The following is a 24,802-nucleotide window of genomic DNA, read 5'->3' as shown; positions in this document are numbered from 1 at the left end:
CTCCAGTCCCGGCTCCATATGCCTTGACCCTGCCGGAGAGGGCACCTTTATCTGACGGCGGGTTCTTTGCCGGAGTGCGTCCGATGAACATTGCTGCCGCCGCCGGAGCCGCAGGCCTGACCGCCAAGGCGGTTCGCTATTACGAATCGGTCGGTCTGCTGGCCGCCCCTCGTCGGGACAACGGCTATCGGGACTATGGTCCGGCCGAGATCGCGCGACTGAAATTCCTGGCGCGCGCCCGCAATCTCGGCTTCTCGGTCGACGAGTGCCGTGCCTTGCTGTCGCTGTGGAGCGACAGCTGCCGGTCGTCTGCAGATGTGCGGGCCATGGCGCAGACGCGGATTCGCGAGATCGAGGCCAAGATCGCCGAACTGGAGAGCTTGAAACGGTCGCTCGGCAGCCTGGTGGCCGCCTGCCATGGCGACGACCGCCCGGATTGCCCAATCATCGACGATCTGGCCGGATGCGGACACGCCCACTGAGGCGGGACCGAGCCGCTCGCCGCCTCGCAGATGGGATGCCGTGCCGCCGGACCAACCGGTCGCGGCGCCAGATTCGAGCAATCCTCACGCGACCGCGCGGATCCGTTCGCTCAGCGGGTGCTCGAGGAAGCGGCTCACCTCGGTTGCCGGCATGGGGCGTGCGCAGAGATGCCCCTGGACGGTCTGGCAGCCGGCCGCCTGGATGAAGCGGAACTGACCGAAGGTCTCGACACCCTCGGCGACCGTCTCCAGACCCAGCTTGTTGGCGAGTTCGACCATCGCGTGGACGATCGTCGCCACCTCCGGCGAGGTCTCCAGCTTGCCGACGAAGCTGCGGTCGATCTTGATCGTGTCGAAGCGGAAGCGGGACAGGTAGTTGAAGCTCGACTGGCCCGAGCCGAACTCGTCGAGCGCCACCCGGATGCCCGCCTTGCGGAGCGTCGCGATCGCCGTGATGGCGGCATCCGCATCGGTCAGGAGGATGTTCTCGGTGATGTCGACCTGCAGCCGGGCGGGATCGAAGCCTTCGTCGTCCAGGATGCGCATCAGGCTATCGGCGAAATCGGACTGCCGGATTTCCAGCGGGGAGACGTTCACGGCGAGCCGCACGCCGGGCCAGCGATGCATGTCGCGGGCCGCCCTGTGCAGGATGAAGGCACCGATCTCCCGGATCAGGCCGCATTGCTCGGCAACCGGAATGAATTCGCCGGCCGACAGCCGGCCGCGCGTCGGGTGGTCCCAGGCGACCCGCGCCTCGACGCCGATCGCCCGCATCTCGGCGACCGAAAAATAGGGCTGGTACAGGACCGTCAGCCGGCCCTCGTTGATCGATGCGCGCAGATCCTGGCGCATCTGCTGGACGCGGCGGAAGCCGTCATCCATCTCCGGCGAGAAGATCAGCCAGCGTCCGCGACCACCGGCCTTGGCCCGATAGAGTGCCAGATCCGCCTTGTGCTGGAGATCGGCGCGCTCCTTGCCGTGTTCGGGGGCAAGCGCGCAGCCGACGCTGCCACCCGGATAGACCGTCCGGTCGCCGATGGCGATCGGACGCGCGATCTCGCGAACGATCGCGCCGAGGCGCTGCTCCAGTTCCGCCCGGTCGGGCGCCGAGCGAACCACCATGGCGAATTCGTCGCCGGAGATGCGGGCGGCGGTGTCGCCCGGGCGCATGATCGACTCGAGCCGTTTCGCCGTGACGCGGATGACCTCGTCGCCGGCCTGATGGCCCAGCGTATCGTTCACGTCCTTGAAGCGATCGAGATCGACATAGACGATGGCGCAACTGCGCTTCGGGTCGACCTCGACTTCGAGCAGTGCCGCTTCCAGGCGCTCGGCGAACAGAACCCGGTTGGCGAGACCGGACAGGGCATCGTGCATCGCCGAGCGCTTCGCCCGCTCCTCGCTCTTGGCCAGTTCCGCCGTGCGGCGTTGAAACTTCACGACCACGATCAGCGCAAAAATGACGAACAGCGCGGTCGCGATCACGATCAGCGGCGCGAGATGCCGCATCATCTGGTAGCCGGGCTGCGACGGGGCCCAGACCAGGAAGCCGAGTGTCTGGTCGCCGCTGGTCTTCACGGTCGCCGAGGCGCGGCCGACGGCCGCAACGGCTTCGTGATTCTCGATCGGGACGAACTGCAGTTCCGGCAGAACGAACTGGCGCGCCATCCGGGCCAGCAGGTCGCCGGCGACGAACTTGACCGCGACGACCACGGTTGGCGGCGCGCTTTTCTTGAGGCCCTTGCCATCCTCCGGTACCAGCGCCGATACCGCGACCAGCGCGGCCCTGTCTCCAACCCGCAGCACCGCGGTCTCCCGGACGATCTTGCCGACCATCAGTTCCGGGTCGTCCTGCCCAAGCGGCCGGCGCACAATCTCGGCGATCTGATTGCGCACCCGTTCGAGGGGGCCGCTGACATCGACCAGAACGGATTTCAGATCCTTCGGTTCGGTCATGCGGCCGGCGACATGGGCCTGGAGAATGGCGCGGCCCGGTCCGACCAGCAGCGTCATGTCGTGGCGGTAGTCGCGCCACAGCCGGGCTCCGAAGGCGCGCTCGGCGAAATCCGGATCGAAGCGGATATGGATCCGGCGATAGGCATCGTCAGATACCGAGCCGGTCTGCACCTCCGTGCCGATCCGCTCGATTTCCTGCTCCAGGCCGTTGGTGGCGAGGCGCACCTGCCGGTCGACCGCAAGGTCGTTGGCCTGTTGCGACGTCCATGCTGCCGTCATGGTCAGGAACAGGAGGGCGAAGCAGACCAGCGCGGCGATCGATTGCATGATCGACGCTTCGCGCATGGCCTGTTCCCAGCCGGATCTGATCGCCTTCAGCGCCATTCATCCACTCGGGTCGGAACGGCCGACTCGGGGTGAGCCCGGCGACCAACGGACGAATGTTAGAATGGCGCCGCTTGTTTTGGCGTTCAGACTTTCTCGCGAATTTTATCGGTTCAGTGCGAAGAAGCCGGTTCGGTCTGGGCCGGCGGCAAGGCCGTCGGCTGCAGGATCGGCGGCTGCGGCGTGACCGGGCCGTAGGGCGGGCGGGGGATATTCTGATGGGCAGCGCGCAAGGCTGCCGACCAGCGCTCGCGCAGATCGTGGAAATAGGGCTCGCCCGGTTCGATCCGATGCACCAGTTGGGTGGCGATGGCATCGCGCGGGATCACCGCAAGATCGATCGGCATGCCGACGCCGAGATTCGAGCGCATGGTCGAATCCATCGAGATCAGACCGATCTTCAGGCTGTCCTGCAGGTCGACGTCGTATTTGATCGCGCGGTCGAGGATCGGCTTGCCGTATTTGTGCTCGCCGATCTGCAGATAGGGTGTGTCGACCGTCGCCTCGATGAAATTGCCGGCCGAGTAGACCATGAACAGCCGGAGGCGGCCGCCCTTGATCTGGCCGCCGAGCAGCATCGTCACGTCGAAATTGAGGTTTTTCTGTTCGAGCATGCGGCCGTCGAGGCGATAGACCTCGCGGATGGCGCGACCGAGCAGCTGCGCGGTCTTGAACATGGTGCCGGCGGACTCGATCGTCTCGATCTCGCCGGTCTCCGGATTCTCGAAGCCTTCCGTCACCAGCGAGACGATCGACTGGCTGATGGCGAGGTTACCGGCCGTCGCGATCGCGATCGAGCGCTCGCCGGGGCGGTTGAAGACGTTCAGCTTGCGGAAGGTGGCGATGTTGTCGAGCCCCGCATTGGTGCGGGTGTCGGCGATCATCACCAACCCTTCCCGAACCAGAATTCCGCAACAATAGGTCATGACGCGCCCCCGTTCCGCCCCGTCGCCGGACTGCCGCTGTGGCACAGGCATCCTTCGTCTGCAAGGGAAAGGTGGCCCATCCTTGCGAGCTGCACATGTCGGTCAGGGTTGCATGGAAACGTTGTGTCTGCGCGACGGTCAGCGGGATCAGAATTCCCCGGTCTTCTCGATCTTGACCTTGACCTTCATGACTTCGCCCTGGCCGCCGTAGCGGGTCCCGCGGATCGGGGCCGCGTCGAGATAGTCGAGACCGGAGGCGACCCGCACATAGGCTTCGGTCGGGCAGATATCGTTGGCCGGATCGAAGCCGACCCAGCCGAGCGCCGGGCTGACGAAAGCCTCCACCCAGGCATGGCCGGCCGCCTGGACGTTCTCACCATCATCCCGCAACATATAGCCACCGACATAGCGGGCTGGGATCTCGAGGGAACGGGCCGCGGCGATGAACACATGGGCCAGGTCCTGGCAGACCCCGTGGCCCGCCTGAAAGGCATCCGCGGCCGTCGTCGAGGGCTCGGTCGCATCCTCGTCGTAATGCATCGCGTCATGCACTTCTGCCATCAGCTTGTGCAGGACGGCAAGGCGGTCTTCCTCGCCTTCCGCGATCGCCGCCGCAAACGCGCGGATCGCCGGATCGGGTCGGGTCAGATCGGTGCTGCGCAGGAACAGCGACAGCGGCAGCCGTTCGGGCGTGCCGCGCAGAACGCCGGTGGTCTCCTCGGTCACGACCTCGCCGGAGGCCACAATCGACAGTTCGTCGATCGGCCCGTCGATCGAGAAGGCGTGGGTCAGATTGCCGAAATGATCCTCCACCGGGGACAGGCGGCAATCCTGGCTGACGTCGATGCGCCAATCGGTCACGAACTGCTGTTGCGAGCCGCGTGGCATCAGGCGGAGCGTCTGGATCGCGTATGAGGCCGGCTTCTCATAGGTGTAGACGGTCTCGTGGGTGATCCTGAGGCGCATCGCGTTTTCCGGGCGGCAAGGGGCGGGAACCAAAGGCGGACAGTCACTCAGATCAGATATTGCTCGTTGATCTGCGACCCGAGCCGGTTGTTGTCGGCAATGAATTCCGACAAGAACTCGTGCAGGCCAGACTGGAAGACATCGTCCAGATTGGCGTTCTGAAGCCGCGTGAAGGTGCTGCGGGCATGCCGCTGGCTCGGGCCCTGGCGGCCGTAGTGGCGTGCCAGCATGTCGAGATAGCGGGTGAGGTTCTCGTAGCAGCTGGCGATCGAGCGCGGCATCTGCTGGTTGAGGATGAGCAGGTCGGCGACCAGCCAAGGCTTCAGGTTCTGCCGGTAGACCCAGTGATAGGCGGTCAGGGCCGACACGGAGCGCAGGATCGAGGACCATTGGAAATAGTCGAGGCTGCCGCCGACCTGCGCGCCGGGCGGCAGAAGGACGTGATACTTCACGTCCAGAATCCGCGCGGTGGCGTCGGCGCGCTCCATGTAGACGCCGATGCGGGTAAAGCAGTAGCTGTCCGAGCGCAGCATGGTCCGGTAGGCCGATCCGTCGAAGGACAGCGAGGTCTGCTTCACGAAGCGCAGGAAATCCGCCAGCCGGGACAGATTGTGGTCGCGCGGGCTGTAGTTCTTCAATTCCAGCCAAGCCGAGTTGATCGTCTCCCAGAGCTCGGTCGTCAGAGCGGTGCGGACCGAGCGCGCATTGGTGCGCGCATTCTCCAGGCAGTTCTTGATCGAGGACGGATTCTGCGGCGAGAAGGCGAGGAACTCGACCACGGTCTCCGGCGTCGCCTCGTCATAATGGGCGGCGAAATTCTCCTTGCTCCCGGTCGCGGCGAGGGCCGATTCCCATTCATTCGTGGCGCTGCCGTAGCCGGCCGGCAGGGCGGCCAGGCGGGAGGCGGCGTCGATGATGCGGGCGGTGTTCTCGGCGCGCTCGACGTAGCGGGAGAGCCAGTAGAGGCTGTCGGCTGTGCGGCTCAGCATCGGACAGGGTAACCTTTCGGCAGCGCGGGACCAATGGCGGCGGTTCGGGTCTGGTGTGGCTCCCGTCAGGGACGGTGGCGGGATTGCTGCTGTTGCTGCTGCTGGAACTGCATGATGGCGGCATCGGTGATCGGCACGTCGACCACCCAGGTGTCCTTGGTGCCGCCGCCCTGGCTGGAATTGACCACCAGAGAGCCTTCCTTGAGGGCGACCCGGGTCAATCCGCCCGGCACGGTCTTCACCCCGTCGGCGCCGGTCAGCACATAGGGGCGCAGGTCGACGTGCCGGGGCGCGACGCCTTCGCCGACGAATGTCGGCACGGTGGACAGTGCGAGCGTCGGCTGGGCGATGAATTTCGACGGATCGCGGATCAGCTTCTGCCGGAAATTCTCGATCGTGGCGCTGTCGGCCTTCGGCCCGACCAGCATGCCGTAGCCGCCGGAGCCGTCGACCTCCTTGACCACCAGTTCGGGCAGGTGCTCGAGCACATATTTCAGGGCATCGGGCTCGCGGCAGCGCCAGGTCGGCACATTGGAGAGGATCGGCTCGGCGCCCGTATAGAAGCGGACGATCTCCGGCATGTAGCTGTAGACCGCCTTGTCGTCGGCGCAGCCGGTTCCGACCGCGTTGGCGAGCGTCACGTTGCCGGCGCGGTAGGCCGACAGAAGCCCCGGCACGCCGAGCACCGAATCGGGCCGGAAGGCGAGGGGATCGATGAAATCGTCGTCGACACGGCGATAGATCACGTCGAGCCGCTTCGGTCCCTCGGTGGTGCGCATGTAGACGATGTTCTCGCGCACGAACAGGTCGCGGCCCTCGACCAGCTCGACGCCGAGTTTGTCGGCCAGGAACGAGTGCTCGTAATAGGCCGAGTTGAAGGCGCCGGGCGTCAGGACCGCCACGGTCGGCTCGCCGGGCGCCGAATCCGGCGCGACCGATTTCAGGGTCGCGAGCAATTCGTCGGCATAGTTCTCGACGGGGGCAATGCGATGGCGGGCGCAGAGATCGGGGAAGAGGCGCATCATCACCTCCCGGTTCTCCAGCATGTAGGAGACACCCGACGGCGTGCGCGCATTGTCCTCCAGCACATAGAAGGTGTCAGCGTCGACGCGGACAATGTCGATGCCCGCGATCATCACGTAGATGTCGTGCGGCAGCTGCATGCCCTGCATCTCGGGCCGGAAATACGGGTTCCGATAGACCAGATCCTCGGGCACGACGCCCGCCTTGAGGACCTCGCCCTTACCGTAGATGTCCTTGAGGAACATGTTGAGCGCGTTGACGCGCTGCTCCAATCCCTTGGACAGGCGCTGCCATTCCGGTCGGGTCAGGACGCGCGGCACGATGTCGAACGGAATCAGCCGCTCCTCGCCCTCGGCGTCGCCATAGACCGCGAAGGTGATGCCGATCCGCCGGAACAGGAGTTCGGCTTCCTGCTGCCTCTGGCGCAGCGTCTCCGCCGGGGTCGCGGCGAGCCATGCCTGGACGAGTTCATATCCCGATCGGCAACCGTCCCCCAGAGCCGTCATCTCGTCGAACGCCTTGGCGATCATGCGGGTCGCTTCCTTGCCGATTTGCTGATCCCATTTCCGCAAAGGTCGTGCCGTCGCGCAAGCCGGATTCATGACCAGCAAAGACCCGGAACTCTACTTTTTCTGCCGCAGGCTTCGGCAACATGCCTGTTTTTGCGACATTCGCAGTTGACGTGTCTGCCTTTCCGTGAGGCGCCGGGATTTCGCCTGCATGCGAGTCTCCCGGCGCCGCAGGCCGTGGTCCCTGCCATCGTGCGACGGGCGGCGGGAATCGGATAGGGCATGGGACCGAACCTGCACTTCAGCCCCGAGGTCCCATGCGCTTTCCCCGTCCCCTGATGGCCGGCCGTCTCGTCCGCCGGTACAAGCGCTTTCTGGCCGATGTCGAACTCGACACCGGCGAGAGCGTCACCGCCCATTGCGCCAATCCCGGCTCGATGCTCGGCCTTGCGGCGCCGGGCATGCGGGTCTGGTTGTCGCGGTCCGACGATCCCAAGCGCAAGCTCGCCTATTCCTGGGAACTGGTGGAAGTCGACGGGGCGCTGGTCGGAATCAACACGGCCTGGCCGAATGGACTGGTCGAGGCGGCAGTCCGGGAGGGCACGATCGGCGAACTTGCCGGCTATGCGGCGTTGCGCCGGGAGGTCAAATACGGTCGCAACAGCCGCATCGACCTGCTGCTGGAAGACGAGGCGCGCGGCCGCGCCTATGTCGAGGTCAAGAATGTCCATCTGCTGCGCCGCGCCGGCCTGGCCGAATTCCCCGACAGCGTGACCGCACGCGGTGCCAAGCATCTCGACGAACTGGCCGATCAGGTCGCCGAAGGCCATCGGGCCATGATGGTCTACCTGATCCAGCGGCCGGACGCCGACAGCTTCGCGCTGGCCGCCGACATAGACCCCACCTATGCGCGCGCCTTCGACCGCGCCGCCGCCCGCGGCGTCGAGGCCGTCGCCTATGCCTGCCGGATCACGCCCGAGGAGATCGTCGTCGAACGCAAGGTGCCGATGGCATAGCGCTGTGGAATTGACGGGGCAGGGAGGGCTCGCCGGCCTGCCGTCCCGGGCTCCGGCGTTTCGTCGGCTTTGCGGCCGGGATGCGCTCGCCAGCGATTGCAAAGCTGCAGGCCGCCCGAAGTTCATGGCGAAAGTCTTTGCGACGATTTATATGGACAACCATGATGAGCGGCCCGCCCGCGTCCCGAACTCATGCGGATCTTTCTCCATGGTCACCTATGTCGACGCGGCGACGGCGCCGCACCGGAATACCGGCGCCATCCGGCTCTACGGCCCCGACGGTTTCGCCGGCATGCGCAAGGCCGGGCAACTGGCGGCGCGCTGTCTGGACGAACTCGCCGCGCTGGCCAGGCCGGGGACCACGACCGACGAGATCAACGATTTCGTCTATGCCTTCGGCCTCGATCACGGCGCGCTCCCGGCGACGCTGAACTATCGCGGCTACACCAAGAGCACCTGCACCTCGATCAACCATGTCGTCTGCCATGGCATCCCGAACGAGAAGCCGCTGCGCGACGGCGACATCGTGAATATCGACGTGACCTACATCCTCGACGGCTGGCATGGCGATTCCTCGCGCATGTACCTGATCGGCGAGGTCAAGCGGGCAGCCGAGCGGCTGGTCGACGTGACCTACGAATCGCTGATGCGCGGTATCGCCGCGGTGAAACCCGGCCGGACGACCGGCGATATCGGCGCTGCCATCCAGGATTATGTCGAGGCGGAGCGTTGCTCGGTGGTGCGCGATTTCTGCGGCCACGGCGTCGGACTGCTGTTCCACGACGCGCCGAACATCCTGCACTACGGGCGGCCGGGCGAGGGGATCGAGCTGAAGCCGGGCATGATCTTCACCATCGAACCGATGGTCAATCTGGGCCGACCGCACGTGAAGGTGCTCGCCGACGGCTGGACGGCCGTGACGCGCGACCGCTCGCTTTCCGCGCAATTCGAGCATACCGTCGGGGTCACCGAAACCGGTTGCGAGATCTTCACGCTTTCGCCGGCCGGATTGCACAAGCCGCCCTACAGGATCTGACGCCGGCCATGACAGGCTTCGACGAAGCGAGTCTTCCCGCATCGCAGGAGCCCCATTGGCACGGCCACCGCGAACGGCTGAAGGCGCGCTTTCGCGAGTCCGGCGCCGACGGCATGCCGGACTACGAACTTCTCGAACTGTTGCTGTTCCGCTCGATTCCGCGGCGCGACGTGAAGGGACTGGCCAAGACGCTGGTCGCCCGGTTCGGTTCCTTTGCCGAGGTCCTCGCCGCGCCGGTCGACCGGTTGACCGAAGTGCCGGGCATCGGCGAGGCTGTCGCCGCCGATCTGAAGCTGGTGCAGGCGGCCGCCCAGCGTCTCGTGCGCGGCGAAGTGTTCAAGAAACCGATCCTGTCGAGCTGGAGCCAGGTGATCGACTATTGCCGCACCGCCATGGCCTTCGAGACCCGCGAGCAGTTCCGCATCCTGTTCCTGGACAAGAAGAATGGCCTGATCGCCGACGAGGTGCAGCAGGTCGGCACCGTCGACCACACGCCGGTCTATCCGCGCGAGATCATCAAGCGGGCGCTGGAACTTTCCGCCACGGCCGTGGTGCTGGTTCACAACCATCCGTCCGGCGATCCGACGCCGTCGCAGGCCGACATCACCATGACGCGCCAGATCATCGATGTCGCCAAGCCGCTCGGCATTCTGGTGCACGACCACATCATCGTCGGCCGCGACGGCCACGCCAGCTTCCGCGGGCTGAAGCTGATCTGACGGAGGCGCACGATTGCCTTTTCGGTGGGCTGCCTAAAAATGCGCTCGACAGGGACGTGGGCGCAGTGTGAACTGACGCCCCGATGACGGTGGCCCGCGCGGGCCGCCGGGCCAGTTCGGAGGCGTCCATGTCGATCGGAATCGCGAAATCGTTCTTTGCCGGCGCGGTCGCGCTGGTGTTTGGCGCCGGGGCGGCGCTGGCGCAGACCAAGGACGTGAAATTCACCCTCGATTGGGCCGTGCAGGGCAACCACGCCATCTGGACGGTCGCGCAGGAGAAGGGCTACTTCACCAAGGAAGGCCTGAACGTCAAGATCGACCGCGGCTTCGGCTCCGGCGACGCGGTCACCAAGGTGGCCAGCGGCGCCTACGATATCGGCTTCTCGGACATCAATGCGGTTATCAAATTCGTCGGCGACAATCCGTCCAATCCGGTGCTCGGCGTCTTCCAGACCTTCGACAAGACCCTGAATTCGATCATCACGCTGAAGAAATCGGGCATCAAGTCGCCGAAGGACCTGGTCGGAAAGACGCTCGGCGCGCCGGAAGCGGACAGCTCCCGCCTGATGTTCCCGGCCTTCGCCAAGGCGGCCGGCATCGATGCCGCCGCTGTGAAATGGACCTCCATGCAGCCGCAGCTGCGCGAGGCGATGCTGGTGCAGGGACAGGTCGACGCCATTTCGGGCTTCGCCTCGACTTCGGTCTTCAATCTGACCGGGATCGGTGTCGCGGCGGACGACATCGTGATCTTCCCCTTCCCGGAGAACGGTCTCGATCTCTACGGCTCGACCGTGATCGTCCGGAAGGACTATGCCGAGAAGAACCCTGATATCGTAGCCGCCTTCGTGCGTGCCACCGTCGCGGGTCTCAAGGATGTCGCCAAGGATCCCGACGGTGCGGTGCCGTCGCTCTCCAAGGTCGATCCGCTGGTCAAGGCCGATCTTGAAAAGGCCCGCCTGAAATTCGTGCTCGACCGCGCGATGCTGACCCCCAGCATCAAGGCGAACGGCTTCGGCCATGTCGACCCGGCCCGCATGCAGAAGTCGATCGAGGTTGCGGCCGAGGCCTACGCGCTGAAGGTGGTGCCGAAGCCCGAGGACATCTACACGACCAAGTTCCTGCCGCCGGTCGACCAGCGCAAGCCCTGACGGGCAATCGGCCTGAACTTAACGGGACGCGGGCCCCGCCGGGGCTCGCGTCTTGTCGATTGCAACGCCGGTCCCGAAGCGGCTCCGCGATAGCGCGATCCGATTCGGGACCCGCGTCGCAAGACGGGCGCCGGAGGCGCGCACGGCGCCGTCTCCGTGTCGTGATGCGCGCCGCGATCTCCGGGCATTCCCGGGCGTCCTGAAGAGCCCCCGATCTCGCGGGCTCTGACCATCTTCCGTAGGTTTTTGTTCTCGCGAGCTTTTCCGTACGGAGCGGATCGCTCTTTCGGGACCCTGTCCTAGCGGCCGTGTGCGGCGGCAGCGACGGTCGCCTTGACGCCGGATTCGAACAGGCGATCGAGCGCCTCGATCACCGGGCCGGTGAAACGGGGATCGGCCGGAAGATCGGTGCCAAAAATCTCGCGGATGGCCATCAAGCCGCGCGCGATCTGATGCGAATCGCCGTCGGCCTCGGTGATCACGGCGGCGAAGCGCGCCGCCATCGGGTCGCGGATGTCGATCGGATCGCCATTCTCGTCGGTGCCGGTCACGTAGCGCATCCAGCCCGCGACAGCGAGAGCGAGCCGGTCGATCGATGCCCCGGCCGCGAGGCGGTCGCGGATCGTCCCGAGCAGGCGTTGCGGCAGCTTCTGCGAGCCGTCCATGGCGATCTGCCATGTGCGATGCTTCAGCGCCGGATTGCTGAACCGCTCGATCAGCGCATCCTTGTAGCCTGTCAGATCGGTGCCCTCCGGCATGGCCAGCGTCGGCGTCACGTCCTCGTCCATCAGGGCGCGCACGAGGCGGGCGAAGTTGCGGTCGGCGATGGTCTCCGCGACCGTCGGGTAGCCGGCCAGATAGCCGAGATAGGCGATCGTCGAGTGCGCGCCGTTGAGGAGCCGCAACTTCATGTGCTCGAACGGCTCGACATCCTCGACCAGTTGCACGCCGACCGCGCCGAAATCGGGCCGACCGTTCGGGAAACGATCCTCCAGGACCCATTGCGTGAAGGGTTCGGTCATGACCGGCCAGGCGTCCTCGGCCCCGAGCGCTCCCGCGACGCGAGCGCGGTCCTCCTCGGTCGTCGCCGGTACGATCCGGTCGACCATCGAGCACGGGCACGAGACTTCGTCGGCCACCCAGGCGCCGAGTTCCGGCGAGACCAGGGCCGCGAAACGGTCGAGCACGCGCTTCAGCGTCTTGCCGTTCGAAGGAAGGTTGTCACAGGAAACGATGGTGAAAGGCGGGGTTCCGGCCGAGAACCGGCCGGCCAGCGCCGCCACCAGATAGCCGATCGCGCTCCTCGGCTGGAACAGATCCTTCAGGTCATGGAGGATGTCCGGATGGGTCTCGTCCAAAGTGCCCGTCGCCGGATTGTGGCAGTAGCCTTTCTCCGTCACCGTCAGGGTCACGATGCGGATCTGGGGATCCGCGAGCAGGGCGATCAGCCGTTCGGGATCCTCGGGGGCGACCAGCACCTCGCCGACCGCGCCGATCACCCGCAGGCTCTCGCCCGCCGCCGAACGCACGGCGATCGTATAGAGGCCGTCCTGCGGTGCCAGGGCATCGCGCGTGTCGGCGCTGCGCAGGCTTGCGGCGATGATCCCCCAATCGGTTTCGCCCCGTGCGAGGATGTCGTCCAGGTAGACCGCCTGATGGGCGCGGTGAAAGGCCCCGATGCCGAGATGGATCACGCCGGGCGTGACGCCCGCGCGGTCGTAGGCGGGGCGGGCAATGGCGGGCGGAAGGGCGTCGAGGGTCGCGGCGGCGAGGCGCATCGGACGTCTGGCTCCTTGGGACTGCTTTTCGATTGTGGCGGGACCTTGACACGACCCCGTGAGATGCGTCAACGTTCAGGTCAATTGGTCTGACCAATAGACCGAGCCGTCGATGCATCTCCCGCACGAAGATGCATGGCCGGAGAAAAGGTTCCGCTCAAGTCGGAATCGGGGGGAATTCGTTCGGGGGTTCGCGTGCCGCTCGAAGCCATCGCACCGCGCCGGCTGTATCGCCAGGTCGCCGACCAGTTGAGGACCCTGATCGATCAGGGCGAATATCCCGTAGGCGGGCGGCTGCCGACGGAGCGTGAGCTCGCCGAGCAACTCGGCGTGTCGCGACCGACCGTGCGCGAAGCGCTGATCGCGCTCGAGGTGGAAGGTCGCCTGCGCATTCGCGTCGGCTCCGGAATCTATGTGGTCGAGCCGCCGGCGGTGCCGGCGTCCGTCGATCATGCCGGGGAGGGGCCGTTCGAGGTCCTCGCCACCCGCGAATTCCTGGAAGCCGCGGTCGCCGCGGAAGCCGCGCGCCGCGCCACCGCGGCGGAAATTGCCGAGATCGACGAAATCCTCGCACGCATGCAGGATGCGGAGAATCCGAGCGAGGAAGCGATCGTGCTGGATCGCGCCTTCCACATCACGCTGGCCGGCATCGCCGGCAACGGCGTGCTGGTCCGCATCGTTGGCGAGCTGTTCGACCAGCGGATCACGCCCTTCTTCCGCCAGCTCGCCAGCTACTTCGAAAATCGCGACAGCTGGGCGGCTGCCCATCGCGAGCACTGCGCCATCCGCGATCGGATCGCCGCCCGGGATCCGGACGGCGCCCATGCGGCCATGCGCGAGCATATGCGACGCTCGCAGGAGCGCTTTTCCGCTACCTTCGGAGAGGGCGGCCCAGCGTCGTCCCCGCCCGTCGACCGGACCCGTTCGCGGGGCCCCAAGCAACCGGCCGGTTGATCCGATCAGGTTGCAAGCCTGCTAAAATCTTCACGCAAGGGAGGAATTCCATGTTTGGACGGACCACGCTACTGATCGCCGCCGCGCTCGGGCTGACCCTCGGCACAAGCGCCGCCGAAGCCCAGATCAAGCTCAAATGGGCGCACGTCTACGAGACGTCGGAGCCCTTCCATACCGAATCGGTCTGGGCCGCGCAGGAGTTCGCGAAGCGCACCAATAACAAGTACCAGATCGAGGTCTTCCCGGCCTCGCAGCTCGGCAAGGAGACTGACATCAACCAGGGCCTTTCGCTCGGCTCGGTCGACATTATCATCTCCGGTTCGTCCTTCGCGGCGCGCGCCTATCCGCCGATCGGCGTGACCTACTACCCCTTCATCTTCCGTGACGCCGATCATCTCCTCGCCTACACCAAGAGCGATACCTACAAGGAACTCGCCAAGGGTTACGAGGACAAGACCGGCCATCACATCGTCGCGACGACCTATTACGGCGCGCGCCATGTCACGTCCAACCGGCCGATCAAGGCCTGCGCGGACATGAAGGGCCTCAAGATGCGCGTGCCGGACGTGCCGGCCTATCTGGCGATGCCGCGCTCCTGCGGGGCCAACACGACGCCGATCGCGTTCGCCGAAGTCTATCTCGCCCTGCAGAACGGCACCGTCGAGGCTCAGGAGAACCCGCTGACCACGATCGAGGCGAAGAAGTTCTACGAAGTGCAGAAGCACATCGTGCTGACCGCGCATATCGTCGATCACCTGAACACGATCGTCGCCAAGGGCACGTGGGACAAGTGGAGCGCCGAGGATCGCGCCACCTTCGTGGCCGTCGCCCAGGAAGCGGCCGCGCGCGCCACCAAGCAGATCCAGACCCGCGAGGCGGAACTGGTCGGCCTGTTCAAGGAGAAGGGCCTGACCGTCACGGAAGTCGACAAGAAGGACTTCATCGACGCCGTCGCCAAGGGCGTGACCTTCGAACAGTTCGGCTATCGCAAGGCCGACTACGACAAGATCGTCGCCATCAAGTGATCGGCGCCGGGGCGGCGCCCGCGCCGCCCTCGTCCTTCCCGTCCTGAGGCCGGGGCGCCGTTCGCGCGGCGTTCCGAGCCCCCGGCCACTTTCTCATTCCCAGACGATTCCGAGCCGAGGTCGCGCATGGCCCAGGAAATCCACACGCCGGTCACGGCGGAAGAACTCGCCCAGGTCTTCGACGAAGCGCCTCCGGCCGCCGACATCAGTGATTTTGCCATCGAGGACTGGGTCGCCATTGCCCTGTTCTGGATCATGGCCGGCATGGTCTTCGTCCAATTCTTCACCCGCTACGTCCTCAACGACAGCTATGCCTGGACCGAGGAGATCGCGGTCTATTGCCTGATCGGCGTGGTTTTCGTCGGCTCGGCCATGTGCGTGCGCATGACGCGGCACATCCATGTCGATTTCCTGTATCGCTACCTGCCGTCGATCCTCGGTCGGATCCTGTCCCTGATGGTCGATCTGGTCCGGATCGCCTTCTTTGCGTATCTCGGCTACGTGTTCCTGAAATACATGAACATTGTCTCCGACGAGCAGATGACCACGGTCAATCTGCCGAAGGCCTGGGTCTTTACGATCGTCTTCCTGTCGTTCGAGCTGATGGCGCTCCGAGCCTGCGAAGTCTTCCTGGCCAATCTCCATCGCGGCTACTCGCCCCTCGAACGTCCGTCGGCCTTCGACGGTTCGGAGGACTGAATCCCATGCTGTTGTTGCTCGGTTCCTTCATCGTCCTGATGATTCTTGGCGTACCGGTCGCGGTTTCGATGGCGACGGCGTCGATCCTCTACATCCTGACTTACGGCGTCGCGCCGGACGTGATCGTCGCGCAGCGCATGTTCGCGGGTGTCGAAAGCTTTCCGCTGCTTGCGGTGCCGTTCTTCATCCTCGCCGGCAACCTGATGAACATCGCCGGCGTCACGGGGCGCATCTATTCCTTTGCGGTCTCGCTGGTCGGCTGGATGAAAGGCGGCCTCGCCCAGGTCAACATCATCGGCTCGGTGATCTTCTCGGGCATGTCCGGCACGGCGATCGCGGACGCGGCCGGCATCGGCACGATCGAGATCAAGGCCATGAAGGATCACGGCTATCCGACCGAGGTCGCGGTCGGCGTCACGGCCGCCTCGGCGACGCTCGGGCCGATCATCCCGCCGTCCTTGCCCTTCGTCATTTACGGCATGATGTCGAACGTCTCGATCGGCGCGCTGTTCCTCGGCGGCGTGATCCCGGGCGCCGTCATGACCATCTTCATGATGCTGACCGTTGCCATCTTCGCCCGCCGCTACGGCTGGGGCTCCGATGCGCCGTTCGAGTTCAAGCGACTCGCCGAGGCCGGGCTCGAGGTCTTGATCGTGCTGGCCTTCCCGGTCGCCGTCTATGTCATGCTCGAGTACGGTCACCTGTCCCAGAATGTGGCGATCGGCATCGCCCTGGTGGCCCTGCTGGCACTCGACTGGACCTTCAACTTTTCGGCCGTGATGGCCCTGATGACGCCGGTCATCCTGATCGGCGGCATGACGCTCGGCTGGTTCACGCCGACCGAAGCGGCTGTTGCGGCGGTCCTTTGGTCCCTGTTCCTCGGTCTCGTGCGCTACCGCTCGATGACCTTCAGGTCGCTCGCCAAGGCGACGCGCGACACCGTCGAGACGACGGCCTCGGTGCTGTTCATCGTCACCGCCGCGTCCGTCTTCGCCTGGCTCCTGACCGTCAGCCAGGCGGCGCAGCTGCTTTCCGACGCGATCCTGTCGGTCACCCAGAACAAGTGGGTGTTCCTGATCCTCGTCAACCTGCTGCTACTGTTCATCGGCTGCTTCCTGGACACCATCGCGGCGATCACCATCGTGGTGCCGATCCTCTTGCCGATCGCCCTGAAGCTCGGCGTCGATCCGATCCATTTCGGCCTGATCATGACGCTCAACCTGATGATCGGCTTGCTGCATCCGCCGCTCGGCATGGTCCTGTTCGTGCTCTCGCGCGTTGCCAAGCTGTCGGTCGAACGCACCACGGTGGCCATCCTGCCCTGGCTGGTGCCGCTCTTCCTCGCGCTGTTTGCGATCACCTTCATTCCGGAGCTGACGCTCTGGCTGCCGAAATACATGGGAATGGTGAAATGACCGGCTCCACGCTCGCCGCAACTCTTTTCGGCCCGGAAGACCTCCGGATGATCGAGCATCCGCTCGGTCCGCTCGCCCCCGGCATGGTCCGCATCCGCTTCGGCGCGGCCGGCATCTGCGGCTCCGACATGCACTATTTCCGCCATGCCCGGACGGGCGACTTCGTGGTCAAGGATCCGTTGATCCTCGGCCACGAGATCGCCGGCGAGGTGGCGGAGATCAATGCCGATGCGCCGGGGCTGAAGGTCGGTCAGCGCATCGCCGTCAATCCTTCGCGCTGGTGCGGGCATTGCGCCCGCTGCCGCGAGGGCCGCGCCAATCTGTGCGAGAACATCTACTTCATGGGCTCCGCCTCGAAGTATCCGCACATGCAGGGCGGCTTCGCGACCCTGTTCGATGCGGTGCCGGCGCAATGCGTGCCGGTGCCCGACCATGTGCCGCTGAAGGCGGCGGCGCTCGCCGAGCCGCTGGCGGTTTGCCTGCACGCCGTCCGCCGTGCGGGCGACATCGCCGGCAAGCGCATCGTGCTGTTCGGTTCCGGCCCGATCGGGCTGCTCACGCTGCTCGCCGCCAAGCGGGCCGGCATCGCCTCGTCGGCCATGGTCGACATCGCGCCCGCACCCCTGGCCTTTGCGGCCCGTCTCGGCGCCGACGACATCGTCGATGTCTCGGCCGGCGACGACGGGTTGAAGGACCTGGCGGCCCGTAAGCCCTTCGACGTCGCCTTCGAGGTCTCGGGCACGGCCGCCGGCCTCGCCTCGGCGATCGCCACCGTCCGGCGCGGCGGCACGATCGTGCAGATCGGCAATCTGCCGGGTGGCGCGATCCCGGTGCCGGCCAATGCGATCATGGCCAAGGAGATCGACTTCCGCGGTTCGTTCCGCTTCGACCGCGAATTCGACGAGGCCATCGCGCTGATCGCCGATGGCGGCGTCGACGTGCTCCAACTCGTTACGGCCGAGCGCCCGCTCGCGGAGGCGCCCGATGCGCTCCGCCTGGCGCTCGATCGCTCCCGCAGCGTGAAAGTCGTTCTGACGGCGAACTGAAGGCAATCGACAGATGCGTGAAGGCTGGCGGTGGTACGGACCGAACGATCCGGTATCCCTTGACGACGTGCGGCAGGCGGGGGCGAAGGAAATCGTCACGGCGCTGCACCAGATTCCGATCGGACAGGCCTGGACGGTCAAGGAGGTCGAGGAGCGCAAGCGGATCGTCGAAGGCGGTTCGCGCACGCCGCTCGCCTGGACCGTGGTCGAATCGATCCCGGTTCCGGACGACGTGAAGCGGCTCGGCGGCCGGGCAAAGGCATCGATCGAGGCCTGGATCGCGTCCATGGAGGCCCTGGCCGCCTGCGACGTGAAGATCATCTGCTACAACTTCATGCCGGTCGTCGACTGGTGCCGCACCGATCTCGAATGGGAGCTTCCGAACGGCGCCCGCGCGCTGCGCTTCGACCGCGACCGCTTCGCCGCCTTCGAGCTCTTCATCCTGGAGCGACCGGCGGCGAAGCTCGAATATTCGGCCGAGGTCCAGGCCCGTGCCAAGGCGGTCTATGACGGCTTCACCCAGGCGGATATCGACTACCTGATCATGGTCATCGCCAGTGCCCTGCCGGGCTCGACCACCGAACCGCTGACCATTCCGCAGTTCCGCGACAAGCTGGAAAGCTACCGGGACATCGACGCCACGGTGCTGCGCCGCCATCTGGTCGAGTTCCTGGAACCGATCTGCCGCCGCGCCGACGAACTCGGCGTCAAGCTGACGCTGCATCCCGACGATCCGCCCCGCCCGCTGTTCGGCCTGCCGCGCATCGCCTCGTCGGCCGAGGACTACCGGGCGCTGTTCGCGGCCGTGCCGTCGCCGGCCAACGGCATCTGCTTCTGCACCGGTTCGCTCGGCGTTCGCGCCGAGAACGATCTGCCGGCCATGGCGCGCGAATTCGGCCCGCGGATCGGCTTCGCGCATCTGCGCGCGACCAAGCGCGAGGCTGACGGCGTCTCGTTCCACGAGAGCGATCATCTCGACGGCGATGTCGACATGGTGGCGGTCGTGCGGGCGCTGCTCGAAGAGGATCACCGCCGGGCGGACGGCTCCAAGATTGTGTTCCGGCCCGACCACGGCCACCGCATGCTCGACGATCTGGCCGCCGCCAAGCGCACGAACCCGGGCTATACGGCGATCGGCCGCCTGCGCGGCCTGGCGGAATTGCGCGGCGTCATCCGTGCGCTCGAGACGGTGATGTAGGTCGGCGAATGGCTGTCCGCCCTTGGCTCGCCAGGGGCGGCCGCGGCCCGCCCGAGGGCTGGGGCATCCGATCCCGAGACCTGCCGGCCTGCCGTTCAGGCCACGGACTGGATGGCCGACAAGGCCGGCAGGCGGCGATGCGCCGAGAAGTAGCCGACCTGATCGGCGGCGATCGGCCGGCCGAACAGGTACCCCTGGCCGTAGCTGCAGCCGGATTCGACCAGCATCTGCGCCTGTTCTTCCGTTTCGATGCCTTCTGCCACCGTCGCGATGCCGAGGCTGCGTGCCAGCATGGTCACCCCATGGACGATGGCGGCGTCCTCGCGGTCGGTGGTCATGTCGCGCACGAAGGAGCGGTCGATCTTCAGGGTCGCGATATTGAACTGGCGGAGATGCACCAGCGAGGAATGCCCGGTGCCGAAATCGTCCAGTGCGATGTAGACGCCTTCGGCATCAAGTGTTTCGAGCACCTTGGCGACAGCGACATTGTCCTGTTCGACGAGCGAGTTCTCGGTGGCCTCGATAATCAGCCGGTTGGGCGGTATGCCGCGGGCCGCGAGGGTATCGAGCACCCGTTCCGCAAATCCTTCGGATTTCAGATCCGCTGCGGTGACGTTGACGGCGACGCATCCGAAATCGATGCCGGCATCCAGCCAGGCGCGCATGTCGCGCGTGACGGCATCCAGCATGTAGCGGCCGATCGCCACCGCCAGTTCGGGAATGTCGAACACCTCGGCGAAGTCCGCCGCCGTGAGCAGGCCTTCCTGCGGATGGTTCCAGCGCAGCAGCGCCTCGTAACCGCGGATGGTGAAATGGCTGAGATTGACCACGGGCTGGTAGTTCGGAACCAGTTCCCCGTCGCGCAGGGCCTGCCGGAACCGCACCGTCAGGGTGTTCAGGCGGACCAACTTGGCGCGCATGTTCTGGTCGAACAGTGTCAGCCGGTTGCGCCCCTCCGCCTTCGACGCATAAAGGGCCACGTCGGCATTCTGCATCAGGGTGACGGGCTCGGTGCCATCCTCCGGAACGATGGCCGCACCGGCGCTGCCCGAAATCTGGATGATCTCGCCGTTGCAGATGATCGGATCATCGAAGATGCGTGGAACGTCGGCCAGCACGGTGGCCGGATCGCGTCCCGAACCGGCGACGACCAATGCGAATTCGTCGCCGCCGAGGCGGGCGACCATGTCGGTCGGGCCGGCCAGCCGCGCCAGCCGGCGCGCCACCACGCGCAGCACGGCGTCGCCGGCGGCATGGCCGAGTGTGTCGTTGATCATCTTGAACCGATCGAGATCGACCAGGCACAGAGCGACCTGACTGCCTTCCTCCTTCGCCTGGGCGATCGCCTCGGCGAGGCGATCCTGGAACAGGGCGCGGTTCGGCAGGTCGGTCAGAGGATCGTGATGCGCCAGATGCTTGATCCGCGCCTCGGCCCGAAGGCGTTCGGTGATGTCGACAACGCCGACCAGCAGCGCCGGCCGGTCCTCGAAATCGATGGTCCGAATGAATGGCAGTACATCGATCGGGGTGCCGAAGGCGCGCCGATGGCGCTGTGGACGCGGCGCGGCATGCCCGTCGGCGGTCGCCTGCAGGTCGATTTCCGATCGCATGACATCCGGACAGCCGATGCAGATGTCCGGCAGCGCCATGGTCAGGGCCTCGGCGCGCGAATAGCCGTAGAGATGCAGCGTGGCGTCATTGACGGCGATGACCCGCAGCGTCTCCGCATCGCAGAGCCAGAGGGGCACAGGGTTGCGGTCGAACAGAAGCTTGATGCTGGTTTCGCGCTGCTTCAACTCGGTGATATCGACGCGAATGCCGATCGTGCCGCCGTCGGCGGTCTGGCGCTCGTCGTATCGGAACCAGCGGCCGTTCTCGAACCGCTGCTCGCGCACTGCCATCGGGGGCGGCGTCGGCCGGTCGAGCAGGGGGCCGATATCGGCGGCATTCTTGCCGGTCGGCGGCACGGGCCGCCATGGCGCCACGACATCGGGAAACAGTTCGCTGTAGCGCCGGTTCCACAACTCCAACCGCTTTTCGGCATCCATGAACACGATGGCCTCGGGCAGGATGTCGATGGCCTCGCGCAGCCGCGCGTGCGCCGCCCGCGCCACCGCCTCGGCCGCCTCGGCCTTCTTCTGCGCCTTCGCCAGAACGACGCTGCGGCGGCGCAGTTCGAGGCGGTCGACCGTGATCCGCGCGAGGCTGGCGATCGCGTCGAGTTGGCTCTGAAGCACCTCGGTTCGCGGGTTGGAATCCAGGCAGCAGATGGTGCCGATCTGATAGCCCTCGGCATCCGTCAGCGGACAGCCGAGATAGAAGCGAAGGTGGGGAGCGCCGAGCACGAAAGGATTGGTTGCAAAGCGCGGATCGGTCGCGGCGTCCAGCACCACGAAAATCTGTCCGCTGGCGAGGGTGTGGTCGCAGAAGCTCACGTCGCGCGGCAGGAAAGGCAGATCGATGCCCACGCTCGCCTTCGTCCAGTGACAGGACTCGTCGGCAATGCACAGCAGGGCTATCGACGAATTGATGACGGTCGCGGCGAGGCGCGCGATCTCGTCGAACGACGCCTCCGGGGCGGTTTCCAGAATATGGTACTGGCGCAGCCGCCGCAGGCGTTCGGCCTCCGTCGGCGGGGTCGGGCGGCCGGCTTCGGCCCTTTCGGAAAGCGCGATCGACTGCATTCCTTCAGTTTAAGCCGGCAGCCGTTAAAGTGGGGTTTCGTGAATATGTGAGAAAAGGCTGCTTGCCGCCTTTCATTGGTTTATGTTGCAGTGCACAAAGAAGCCTTAGTGCGACGCTATCCTTGAGACAGACCGAGACCGAGGATGTCCTCGAGGCGGCCGCCAGAGGTGATCAGGAATGACGATCTCGTTCGAACCGCGCAGCGACAACGGCCTGACCGACGGAACGTCTCTGTCCGGGTTCTTCACCGGCAGCGCATTGGCCGGCGCGGCGCGATTGACCGAGATCGAAGATTTCGGCACCAATCCGGGCCGCCTGACGATGCTCTGCCATGTACCGCAGGATGTCGATGGCCCGATGCCGCTGGTCGTGGTCCTGCACGGCTGTCAGCAGACGGCGTCGATCTACGATCGGGGCGCCGGATGGGCGGCCATGGGGGACCGACACGGCTTTGCGGTCCTCTATGCCGAGCAGCAGCGGCGCAACAATCCGCATCTGTGCTTCGATTGGTACCTCCGCAACCATTCCTCGCGCGACCGCGGCCAGCCCGCCTCGATCCGGGAAATGATCGACCGCATGGCTGCCGACCATCCGATCGATCCGACGCGGATCTTCGTCACCGGTCTGTCGGCGGGGGGCGCGATGGCGTCGATCCTGCTCGCCACCTATCCGGAACTGTTCGCCGGCGGCGCCATCCTTGCCGGGCTGCCGTACCGGGCTGCCACCACCCTGCGCGGCGGCGTCGACGCCATGACCCGGGGCACCGGCCGCAGTCATGCGGCGCTGGCCGATGCCGTGCGCGAAGCGACCAGCCATGCCGGCCCCTGGCCGCGGATCAGCATCTGGCATGGGACGGCCGACGATACCGTGGCGCCGGCGAACTCGGAGGAGATTGCGGGGCAGTGGCTGGCCTTGCAGGGACTGGACCGCACGGCGCCGAGCCATGACCGTCACGACCGGTCCGGGCGTCATGTGGTCTGGTCGGACGGCGGCGACCGGCCCGTCGTCGAACTGCGTCTTCTCGATGGGCTCGGCCATGGGACCCCGGTCCGCGCCGGCGCCGCGAACTGGCCGATGCCCTTCTTCCTGCCTGCCGCGGTCTCGTCGACCGAGGAGATCGCGAAGTTCTTCGGACTGGTGCCGGAAGCGGCCGCGCGGCCGGCACCGGCCCTTGCAGCCATCGACGACAAGGGGGGCTTCGGCGCCTGGATCGCGAGCCATCTGGGATCGCTGCTCGACCGGTTGCGCTTGCGCGGCTGAGGCGGCGGGCCGATCCTGCGCCGAGATCGGCGAATGGAGGCGCGCCGGGCAGGGAGCCGGGGATTGCCATGCCCGGGAGCCGGGCCTTGTCGGCAGGGAGCGGGACAATGCTGTTCATGGTCATCGAACGGTTTCGGGATTGCGACATGGTCCCGGTCTACGATCGGCTGCGCGAGCGCGGGCGGATGCTGCCCGAGGGGCTCGACTATGTCGACAGCTGGGTCGAAGCGGGCTTCGGCCGCTGCTTTCAACTGATGCGCTGCGACGATCTCGCGCTGCTGCAGGCCTGGGTGCTGTCCTGGCGCGGCACCGGTGTCACCTTCGAGATCGTTCCGGTGTTGCCGTCCGCGCTCAATCGCGCAGTCGTGGAGGCCGCACCCGGCCCTGGCGCGCCACCGGCCGGCGCCTGAGCGCGGCCGGGTATCCAAATCCCGTCGGGCCCGCGCCTGCGCGAGCCGCGTTCGCGGCGGCGCAATCCGGTCATAGTCCCATTCTGCACCGGTCTGTGCCGGGAGCATGGGCTTGCGCGTTCCAGCGCGAAAACGCAATTGTAAAAATATATAGATTTAATATTCTATCGGCATGGAGGTGCCGCATGTTCCATTCTCTTCTGCTGACCCCGGACGATCTTCTGCAGGGGGCCGGCTACACCGACGATCCGCTGCCCAGCCGTCTTGACGGCGAAGCCGAAACGCCCGTGACGCGACTCGGCCGTCGCCTGCGCCACGCGGCGACGATCCTGGCCGTCATCGGCGCCGAAATTGACCAGCGGACGCGCCTTCTGGTCGCCGAACTGGTCCAATAGGCGGCCGAGCCCCGACTCACGTCCGCCGCGCAGTCGGTCGCTGCGGCTGGGTGCTGCGGTCGGGCGCCGTTGCGATCGCCACGACGCTACCGCGACGGCTCGGACTCGCCATGCTGCCGATCTGGTGATTGACCGCACCGCAATCCCGGCGTAACGCTCGCGCGCGTCCGGGAAAAGCGGCTATGTTGACCAACAAAGGGAAGTATGGGCTCAAGGCCCTCGTCCATCTTGCCGGTCTGGTGCCGGGGACGACGACCTCGATCGCGGCGATCGCCGAGGCCGAGAACATCCCGAAGAAGTTCCTCGACACGATCCTTCTGGAACTGCGCAATGCCGGCCTGGTGCGCTCGAAGAAGGGTCCGGGCGGCGGTGTCGCGCTCGCCAAGGCGCCGGAAGAGATCCGGGCCGGAACCGCGATCCGCATCCTGGACGGGCCGCTCGCCCCGATCGGCTGTGCCAGCCGCACCGCCTACCAGCCCTGCGACGACTGCGCCGACCACGACAGCTGCGCGATCCGGCTGACCATGGTCGATGTGCGCGATGCGATGTCGCATATCCTCGACAATACGAGCATCGCCCAGATGGCGTCCCGCGCCAAGAATGCCGCCGCCTGGTCGGGCGGGACGCGCTGACGTCGCACGGGGGGCGCGGCGTCGCGGGCCTTGCCGTTCACGGTCCTTCGCTTGCCTCCGTCGACTGTTGCTGGTGGTTCGATCGAGACGGATGGTTCTCATCCGTCTCGTGAATCTGAGCCACTAACTCTTTGATGACGTGGTCAATTCA

The 24,802-nt window shown here is 66.0% G+C and carries 22 protein-coding genes; 15 read left to right on the top strand and 7 right to left on the bottom strand.

The genetic code is table 11. The annotated features are described in order from the left end of the window. Positions 1-83: 83 nt before the first annotated feature. Positions 84-482: a Cu(I)-responsive transcriptional regulator gene (cueR, locus tag KL771_RS22200; protein ID WP_261970702.1), complete on the top strand. Its 399-nt coding sequence runs from the start codon at positions 84-86 to the stop codon at positions 480-482. 84 nt (positions 483-566) lie between these two features. Here the strand turns inward: cueR and KL771_RS22195 are convergent, their stop codons facing one another. The 5 genes from KL771_RS22195 to KL771_RS22175 form a co-directional block, all read right to left on the bottom strand. Next, on the bottom strand, positions 567-2,783 hold the full coding sequence (locus KL771_RS22195; RefSeq protein WP_261970701.1) for a putative bifunctional diguanylate cyclase/phosphodiesterase: 2,217 nt from the start codon (positions 2,781-2,783) through the stop codon (positions 567-569). A 152-nt stretch (positions 2,784-2,935) separates the two neighbouring features. Then, positions 2,936-3,748, bottom strand: a complete 813-nt coding sequence (locus KL771_RS22190) for a peptidase (protein ID WP_261970700.1) — start codon at positions 3,746-3,748, stop codon at positions 2,936-2,938. A 147-nt stretch (positions 3,749-3,895) separates the two neighbouring features. Next, on the bottom strand, positions 3,896-4,714 hold the full coding sequence (locus KL771_RS22185; protein WP_261970699.1) for a transglutaminase family protein: 819 nt from the start codon (positions 4,712-4,714) through the stop codon (positions 3,896-3,898). Between the two features lie 47 nt (positions 4,715-4,761). Continuing rightward, entirely contained in the window at positions 4,762-5,703 is a 942-nt protein-coding gene (locus tag KL771_RS22180; protein WP_261970698.1) for an alpha-E domain-containing protein, read from the bottom strand. A gap of 65 nt (positions 5,704-5,768) precedes the next feature. Continuing rightward, positions 5,769-7,253 (bottom strand): circularly permuted type 2 ATP-grasp protein, encoded by a 1,485-nt coding sequence (locus tag KL771_RS22175; protein ID WP_261970828.1) that lies wholly within the window; start codon positions 7,251-7,253, stop codon positions 5,769-5,771. A gap of 299 nt (positions 7,254-7,552) precedes the next feature. Here KL771_RS22175 and sfsA point away from each other — a divergent pair, with 299 nt between their 5' ends. From sfsA to KL771_RS22155, 4 genes are all read left to right on the top strand, one after another. Then, positions 7,553-8,251, top strand: a complete 699-nt coding sequence (sfsA, locus tag KL771_RS22170; RefSeq protein ID WP_261970697.1) for a DNA/RNA nuclease SfsA — start codon at positions 7,553-7,555, stop codon at positions 8,249-8,251. A 208-nt stretch (positions 8,252-8,459) separates the two neighbouring features. Continuing rightward, a complete protein-coding gene (gene map, locus KL771_RS22165; RefSeq protein ID WP_261970696.1) occupies positions 8,460-9,287 on the top strand; it encodes a type I methionyl aminopeptidase in 828 nt (275 codons plus the stop codon). 8 nt (positions 9,288-9,295) lie between these two features. Next, on the top strand, positions 9,296-10,006 hold the full coding sequence (gene radC, locus KL771_RS22160) for a RadC family protein (protein ID WP_261970695.1): 711 nt from the start codon (positions 9,296-9,298) through the stop codon (positions 10,004-10,006). 128 nt (positions 10,007-10,134) lie between these two features. Next, a complete protein-coding gene (locus tag KL771_RS22155) occupies positions 10,135-11,154 on the top strand; it encodes an ABC transporter substrate-binding protein (RefSeq protein ID WP_261970694.1) in 1,020 nt (339 codons plus the stop codon). A gap of 299 nt (positions 11,155-11,453) precedes the next feature. Here KL771_RS22155 and KL771_RS22150 read toward each other — a convergent pair whose 3' ends face one another. Then, complete coding sequence (locus KL771_RS22150; protein ID WP_261970693.1) at positions 11,454-12,932, bottom strand: mannitol dehydrogenase family protein; 1,479 nt, start codon at positions 12,930-12,932, stop codon at positions 11,454-11,456. A gap of 195 nt (positions 12,933-13,127) precedes the next feature. On the opposite strand from KL771_RS22150, the gene KL771_RS22145 reads away from it, so the two are divergent. The 6 genes from KL771_RS22145 (at position 13,128) to uxuA (ending at position 19,269) form a co-directional block, all read left to right on the top strand. Beyond that, positions 13,128-13,886, top strand: coding sequence for a FadR/GntR family transcriptional regulator (locus KL771_RS22145; protein ID WP_261970692.1), 759 nt, complete (start codon positions 13,128-13,130; stop codon positions 13,884-13,886). 50 nt (positions 13,887-13,936) lie between these two features. Next, positions 13,937-14,911, top strand: coding sequence for a sialic acid TRAP transporter substrate-binding protein SiaP (locus KL771_RS22140; RefSeq protein ID WP_261970691.1), 975 nt, complete (start codon positions 13,937-13,939; stop codon positions 14,909-14,911). Positions 14,912-15,037: 126 nt separating this feature from the next. After that, complete coding sequence (locus tag KL771_RS22135) at positions 15,038-15,610, top strand: TRAP transporter small permease (RefSeq protein ID WP_261970690.1); 573 nt, start codon at positions 15,038-15,040, stop codon at positions 15,608-15,610. A gap of 5 nt (positions 15,611-15,615) precedes the next feature. Continuing rightward, positions 15,616-17,025 carry a TRAP transporter large permease gene (locus KL771_RS22130; RefSeq protein WP_261970689.1) on the top strand — a complete coding sequence of 470 codons (1,410 nt, stop codon included), beginning with the start codon at positions 15,616-15,618 and terminating at the stop codon, positions 17,023-17,025. Then, on the top strand, positions 17,022-18,071 hold the full coding sequence (locus tag KL771_RS22125) for an L-idonate 5-dehydrogenase (protein WP_261970688.1): 1,050 nt from the start codon (positions 17,022-17,024) through the stop codon (positions 18,069-18,071). Before KL771_RS22130 ends, KL771_RS22125 begins: the two co-directional genes overlap by 4 nt. Before the next feature lie 13 nt (positions 18,072-18,084). Continuing rightward, the gene (uxuA, locus tag KL771_RS22120; protein ID WP_261970687.1) at positions 18,085-19,269 is read left to right on the top strand and encodes a mannonate dehydratase; all 1,185 of its coding nucleotides are present in this window, start codon (positions 18,085-18,087) and stop codon (positions 19,267-19,269) included. 95 nt (positions 19,270-19,364) lie between these two features. On the opposite strand, the gene KL771_RS22115 is transcribed toward uxuA, so the two are convergent. Then, complete coding sequence (locus KL771_RS22115) at positions 19,365-21,953, bottom strand: sensor domain-containing phosphodiesterase (protein ID WP_261970686.1); 2,589 nt, start codon at positions 21,951-21,953, stop codon at positions 19,365-19,367. A 178-nt stretch (positions 21,954-22,131) separates the two neighbouring features. On the opposite strand from KL771_RS22115, the gene KL771_RS22110 reads away from it, so the two are divergent. From KL771_RS22110 to KL771_RS22095, 4 genes are all read left to right on the top strand, one after another. Further along, positions 22,132-23,214, top strand: a complete 1,083-nt coding sequence (locus tag KL771_RS22110; protein WP_261970685.1) for an extracellular catalytic domain type 1 short-chain-length polyhydroxyalkanoate depolymerase — start codon at positions 22,132-22,134, stop codon at positions 23,212-23,214. A gap of 107 nt (positions 23,215-23,321) precedes the next feature. Further along, positions 23,322-23,624, top strand: a complete 303-nt coding sequence (locus KL771_RS22105; RefSeq protein WP_261970684.1) for a DUF3303 domain-containing protein — start codon at positions 23,322-23,324, stop codon at positions 23,622-23,624. Positions 23,625-23,809: 185 nt separating this feature from the next. Continuing rightward, positions 23,810-24,019 (top strand): hypothetical protein, encoded by a 210-nt coding sequence (locus KL771_RS22100; RefSeq protein WP_261970683.1) that lies wholly within the window; start codon positions 23,810-23,812, stop codon positions 24,017-24,019. Positions 24,020-24,201: 182 nt separating this feature from the next. Next, on the top strand, positions 24,202-24,651 hold the full coding sequence (locus KL771_RS22095) for an RrF2 family transcriptional regulator (RefSeq protein ID WP_261970682.1): 450 nt from the start codon (positions 24,202-24,204) through the stop codon (positions 24,649-24,651). Positions 24,652-24,802: the final 151 nt, after the last annotated feature.

This window comes from Prosthecodimorpha staleyi, assembly GCF_018729455.1.
In the GTDB taxonomy this organism is placed as follows: Bacteria; Pseudomonadota; Alphaproteobacteria; order Rhizobiales; family Ancalomicrobiaceae; genus Prosthecodimorpha; species Prosthecodimorpha staleyi.
Note: the sequence above shows the minus strand (reverse complement) of the source record. Positions and strands in the feature narration are given on the sequence as shown.

Bases quoted from the DNA above. Each gene is read 5' to 3' on its own strand.
- KL771_RS22190 (WP_261970700.1), bottom strand. From the start codon at position 3,748: ATGACCTATTGTTGCGGAATTCTGGTTCGGGAAGGGTTGGTGATGATC.
- KL771_RS22180 (WP_261970698.1), bottom strand. From the start codon at position 5,703: ATGCTGAGCCGCACAGCCGACAGCCTCTACTGGCTCTCCCGCTACGTC.
- KL771_RS22155 (WP_261970694.1), top strand. From the start codon at position 10,135: ATGTCGATCGGAATCGCGAAATCGTTCTTTGCCGGCGCGGTCGCGCTG.
- KL771_RS22105 (WP_261970684.1), top strand. From the start codon at position 23,322: ATGCTGTTCATGGTCATCGAACGGTTTCGGGATTGCGACATGGTCCCG.
- KL771_RS22110 (WP_261970685.1), top strand. From the start codon at position 22,132: ATGACGATCTCGTTCGAACCGCGCAGCGACAACGGCCTGACCGACGGA.
- KL771_RS22135 (WP_261970690.1), top strand. From the start codon at position 15,038: ATGGCCCAGGAAATCCACACGCCGGTCACGGCGGAAGAACTCGCCCAG.
- radC (WP_261970695.1), top strand. From the start codon at position 9,296: ATGACAGGCTTCGACGAAGCGAGTCTTCCCGCATCGCAGGAGCCCCAT.
- KL771_RS22195 (WP_261970701.1), bottom strand. From the start codon at position 2,783: ATGCGCGAAGCGTCGATCATGCAATCGATCGCCGCGCTGGTCTGCTTC.
- KL771_RS22100 (WP_261970683.1), top strand. From the start codon at position 23,810: ATGTTCCATTCTCTTCTGCTGACCCCGGACGATCTTCTGCAGGGGGCC.
- uxuA (WP_261970687.1), top strand. From the start codon at position 18,085: ATGCGTGAAGGCTGGCGGTGGTACGGACCGAACGATCCGGTATCCCTT.
- KL771_RS22140 (WP_261970691.1), top strand. From the start codon at position 13,937: ATGTTTGGACGGACCACGCTACTGATCGCCGCCGCGCTCGGGCTGACC.
- KL771_RS22185 (WP_261970699.1), bottom strand. From the start codon at position 4,714: ATGCGCCTCAGGATCACCCACGAGACCGTCTACACCTATGAGAAGCCG.
- cueR (WP_261970702.1), top strand. From the start codon at position 84: ATGAACATTGCTGCCGCCGCCGGAGCCGCAGGCCTGACCGCCAAGGCG.
- map (WP_261970696.1), top strand. From the start codon at position 8,460: ATGGTCACCTATGTCGACGCGGCGACGGCGCCGCACCGGAATACCGGC.
- KL771_RS22130 (WP_261970689.1), top strand. From the start codon at position 15,616: ATGCTGTTGTTGCTCGGTTCCTTCATCGTCCTGATGATTCTTGGCGTA.
- sfsA (WP_261970697.1), top strand. From the start codon at position 7,553: ATGCGCTTTCCCCGTCCCCTGATGGCCGGCCGTCTCGTCCGCCGGTAC.
- KL771_RS22095 (WP_261970682.1), top strand. From the start codon at position 24,202: ATGTTGACCAACAAAGGGAAGTATGGGCTCAAGGCCCTCGTCCATCTT.
- KL771_RS22115 (WP_261970686.1), bottom strand. From the start codon at position 21,953: ATGCAGTCGATCGCGCTTTCCGAAAGGGCCGAAGCCGGCCGCCCGACC.
- KL771_RS22125 (WP_261970688.1), top strand. From the start codon at position 17,022: ATGACCGGCTCCACGCTCGCCGCAACTCTTTTCGGCCCGGAAGACCTC.
- KL771_RS22150 (WP_261970693.1), bottom strand. From the start codon at position 12,932: ATGCGCCTCGCCGCCGCGACCCTCGACGCCCTTCCGCCCGCCATTGCC.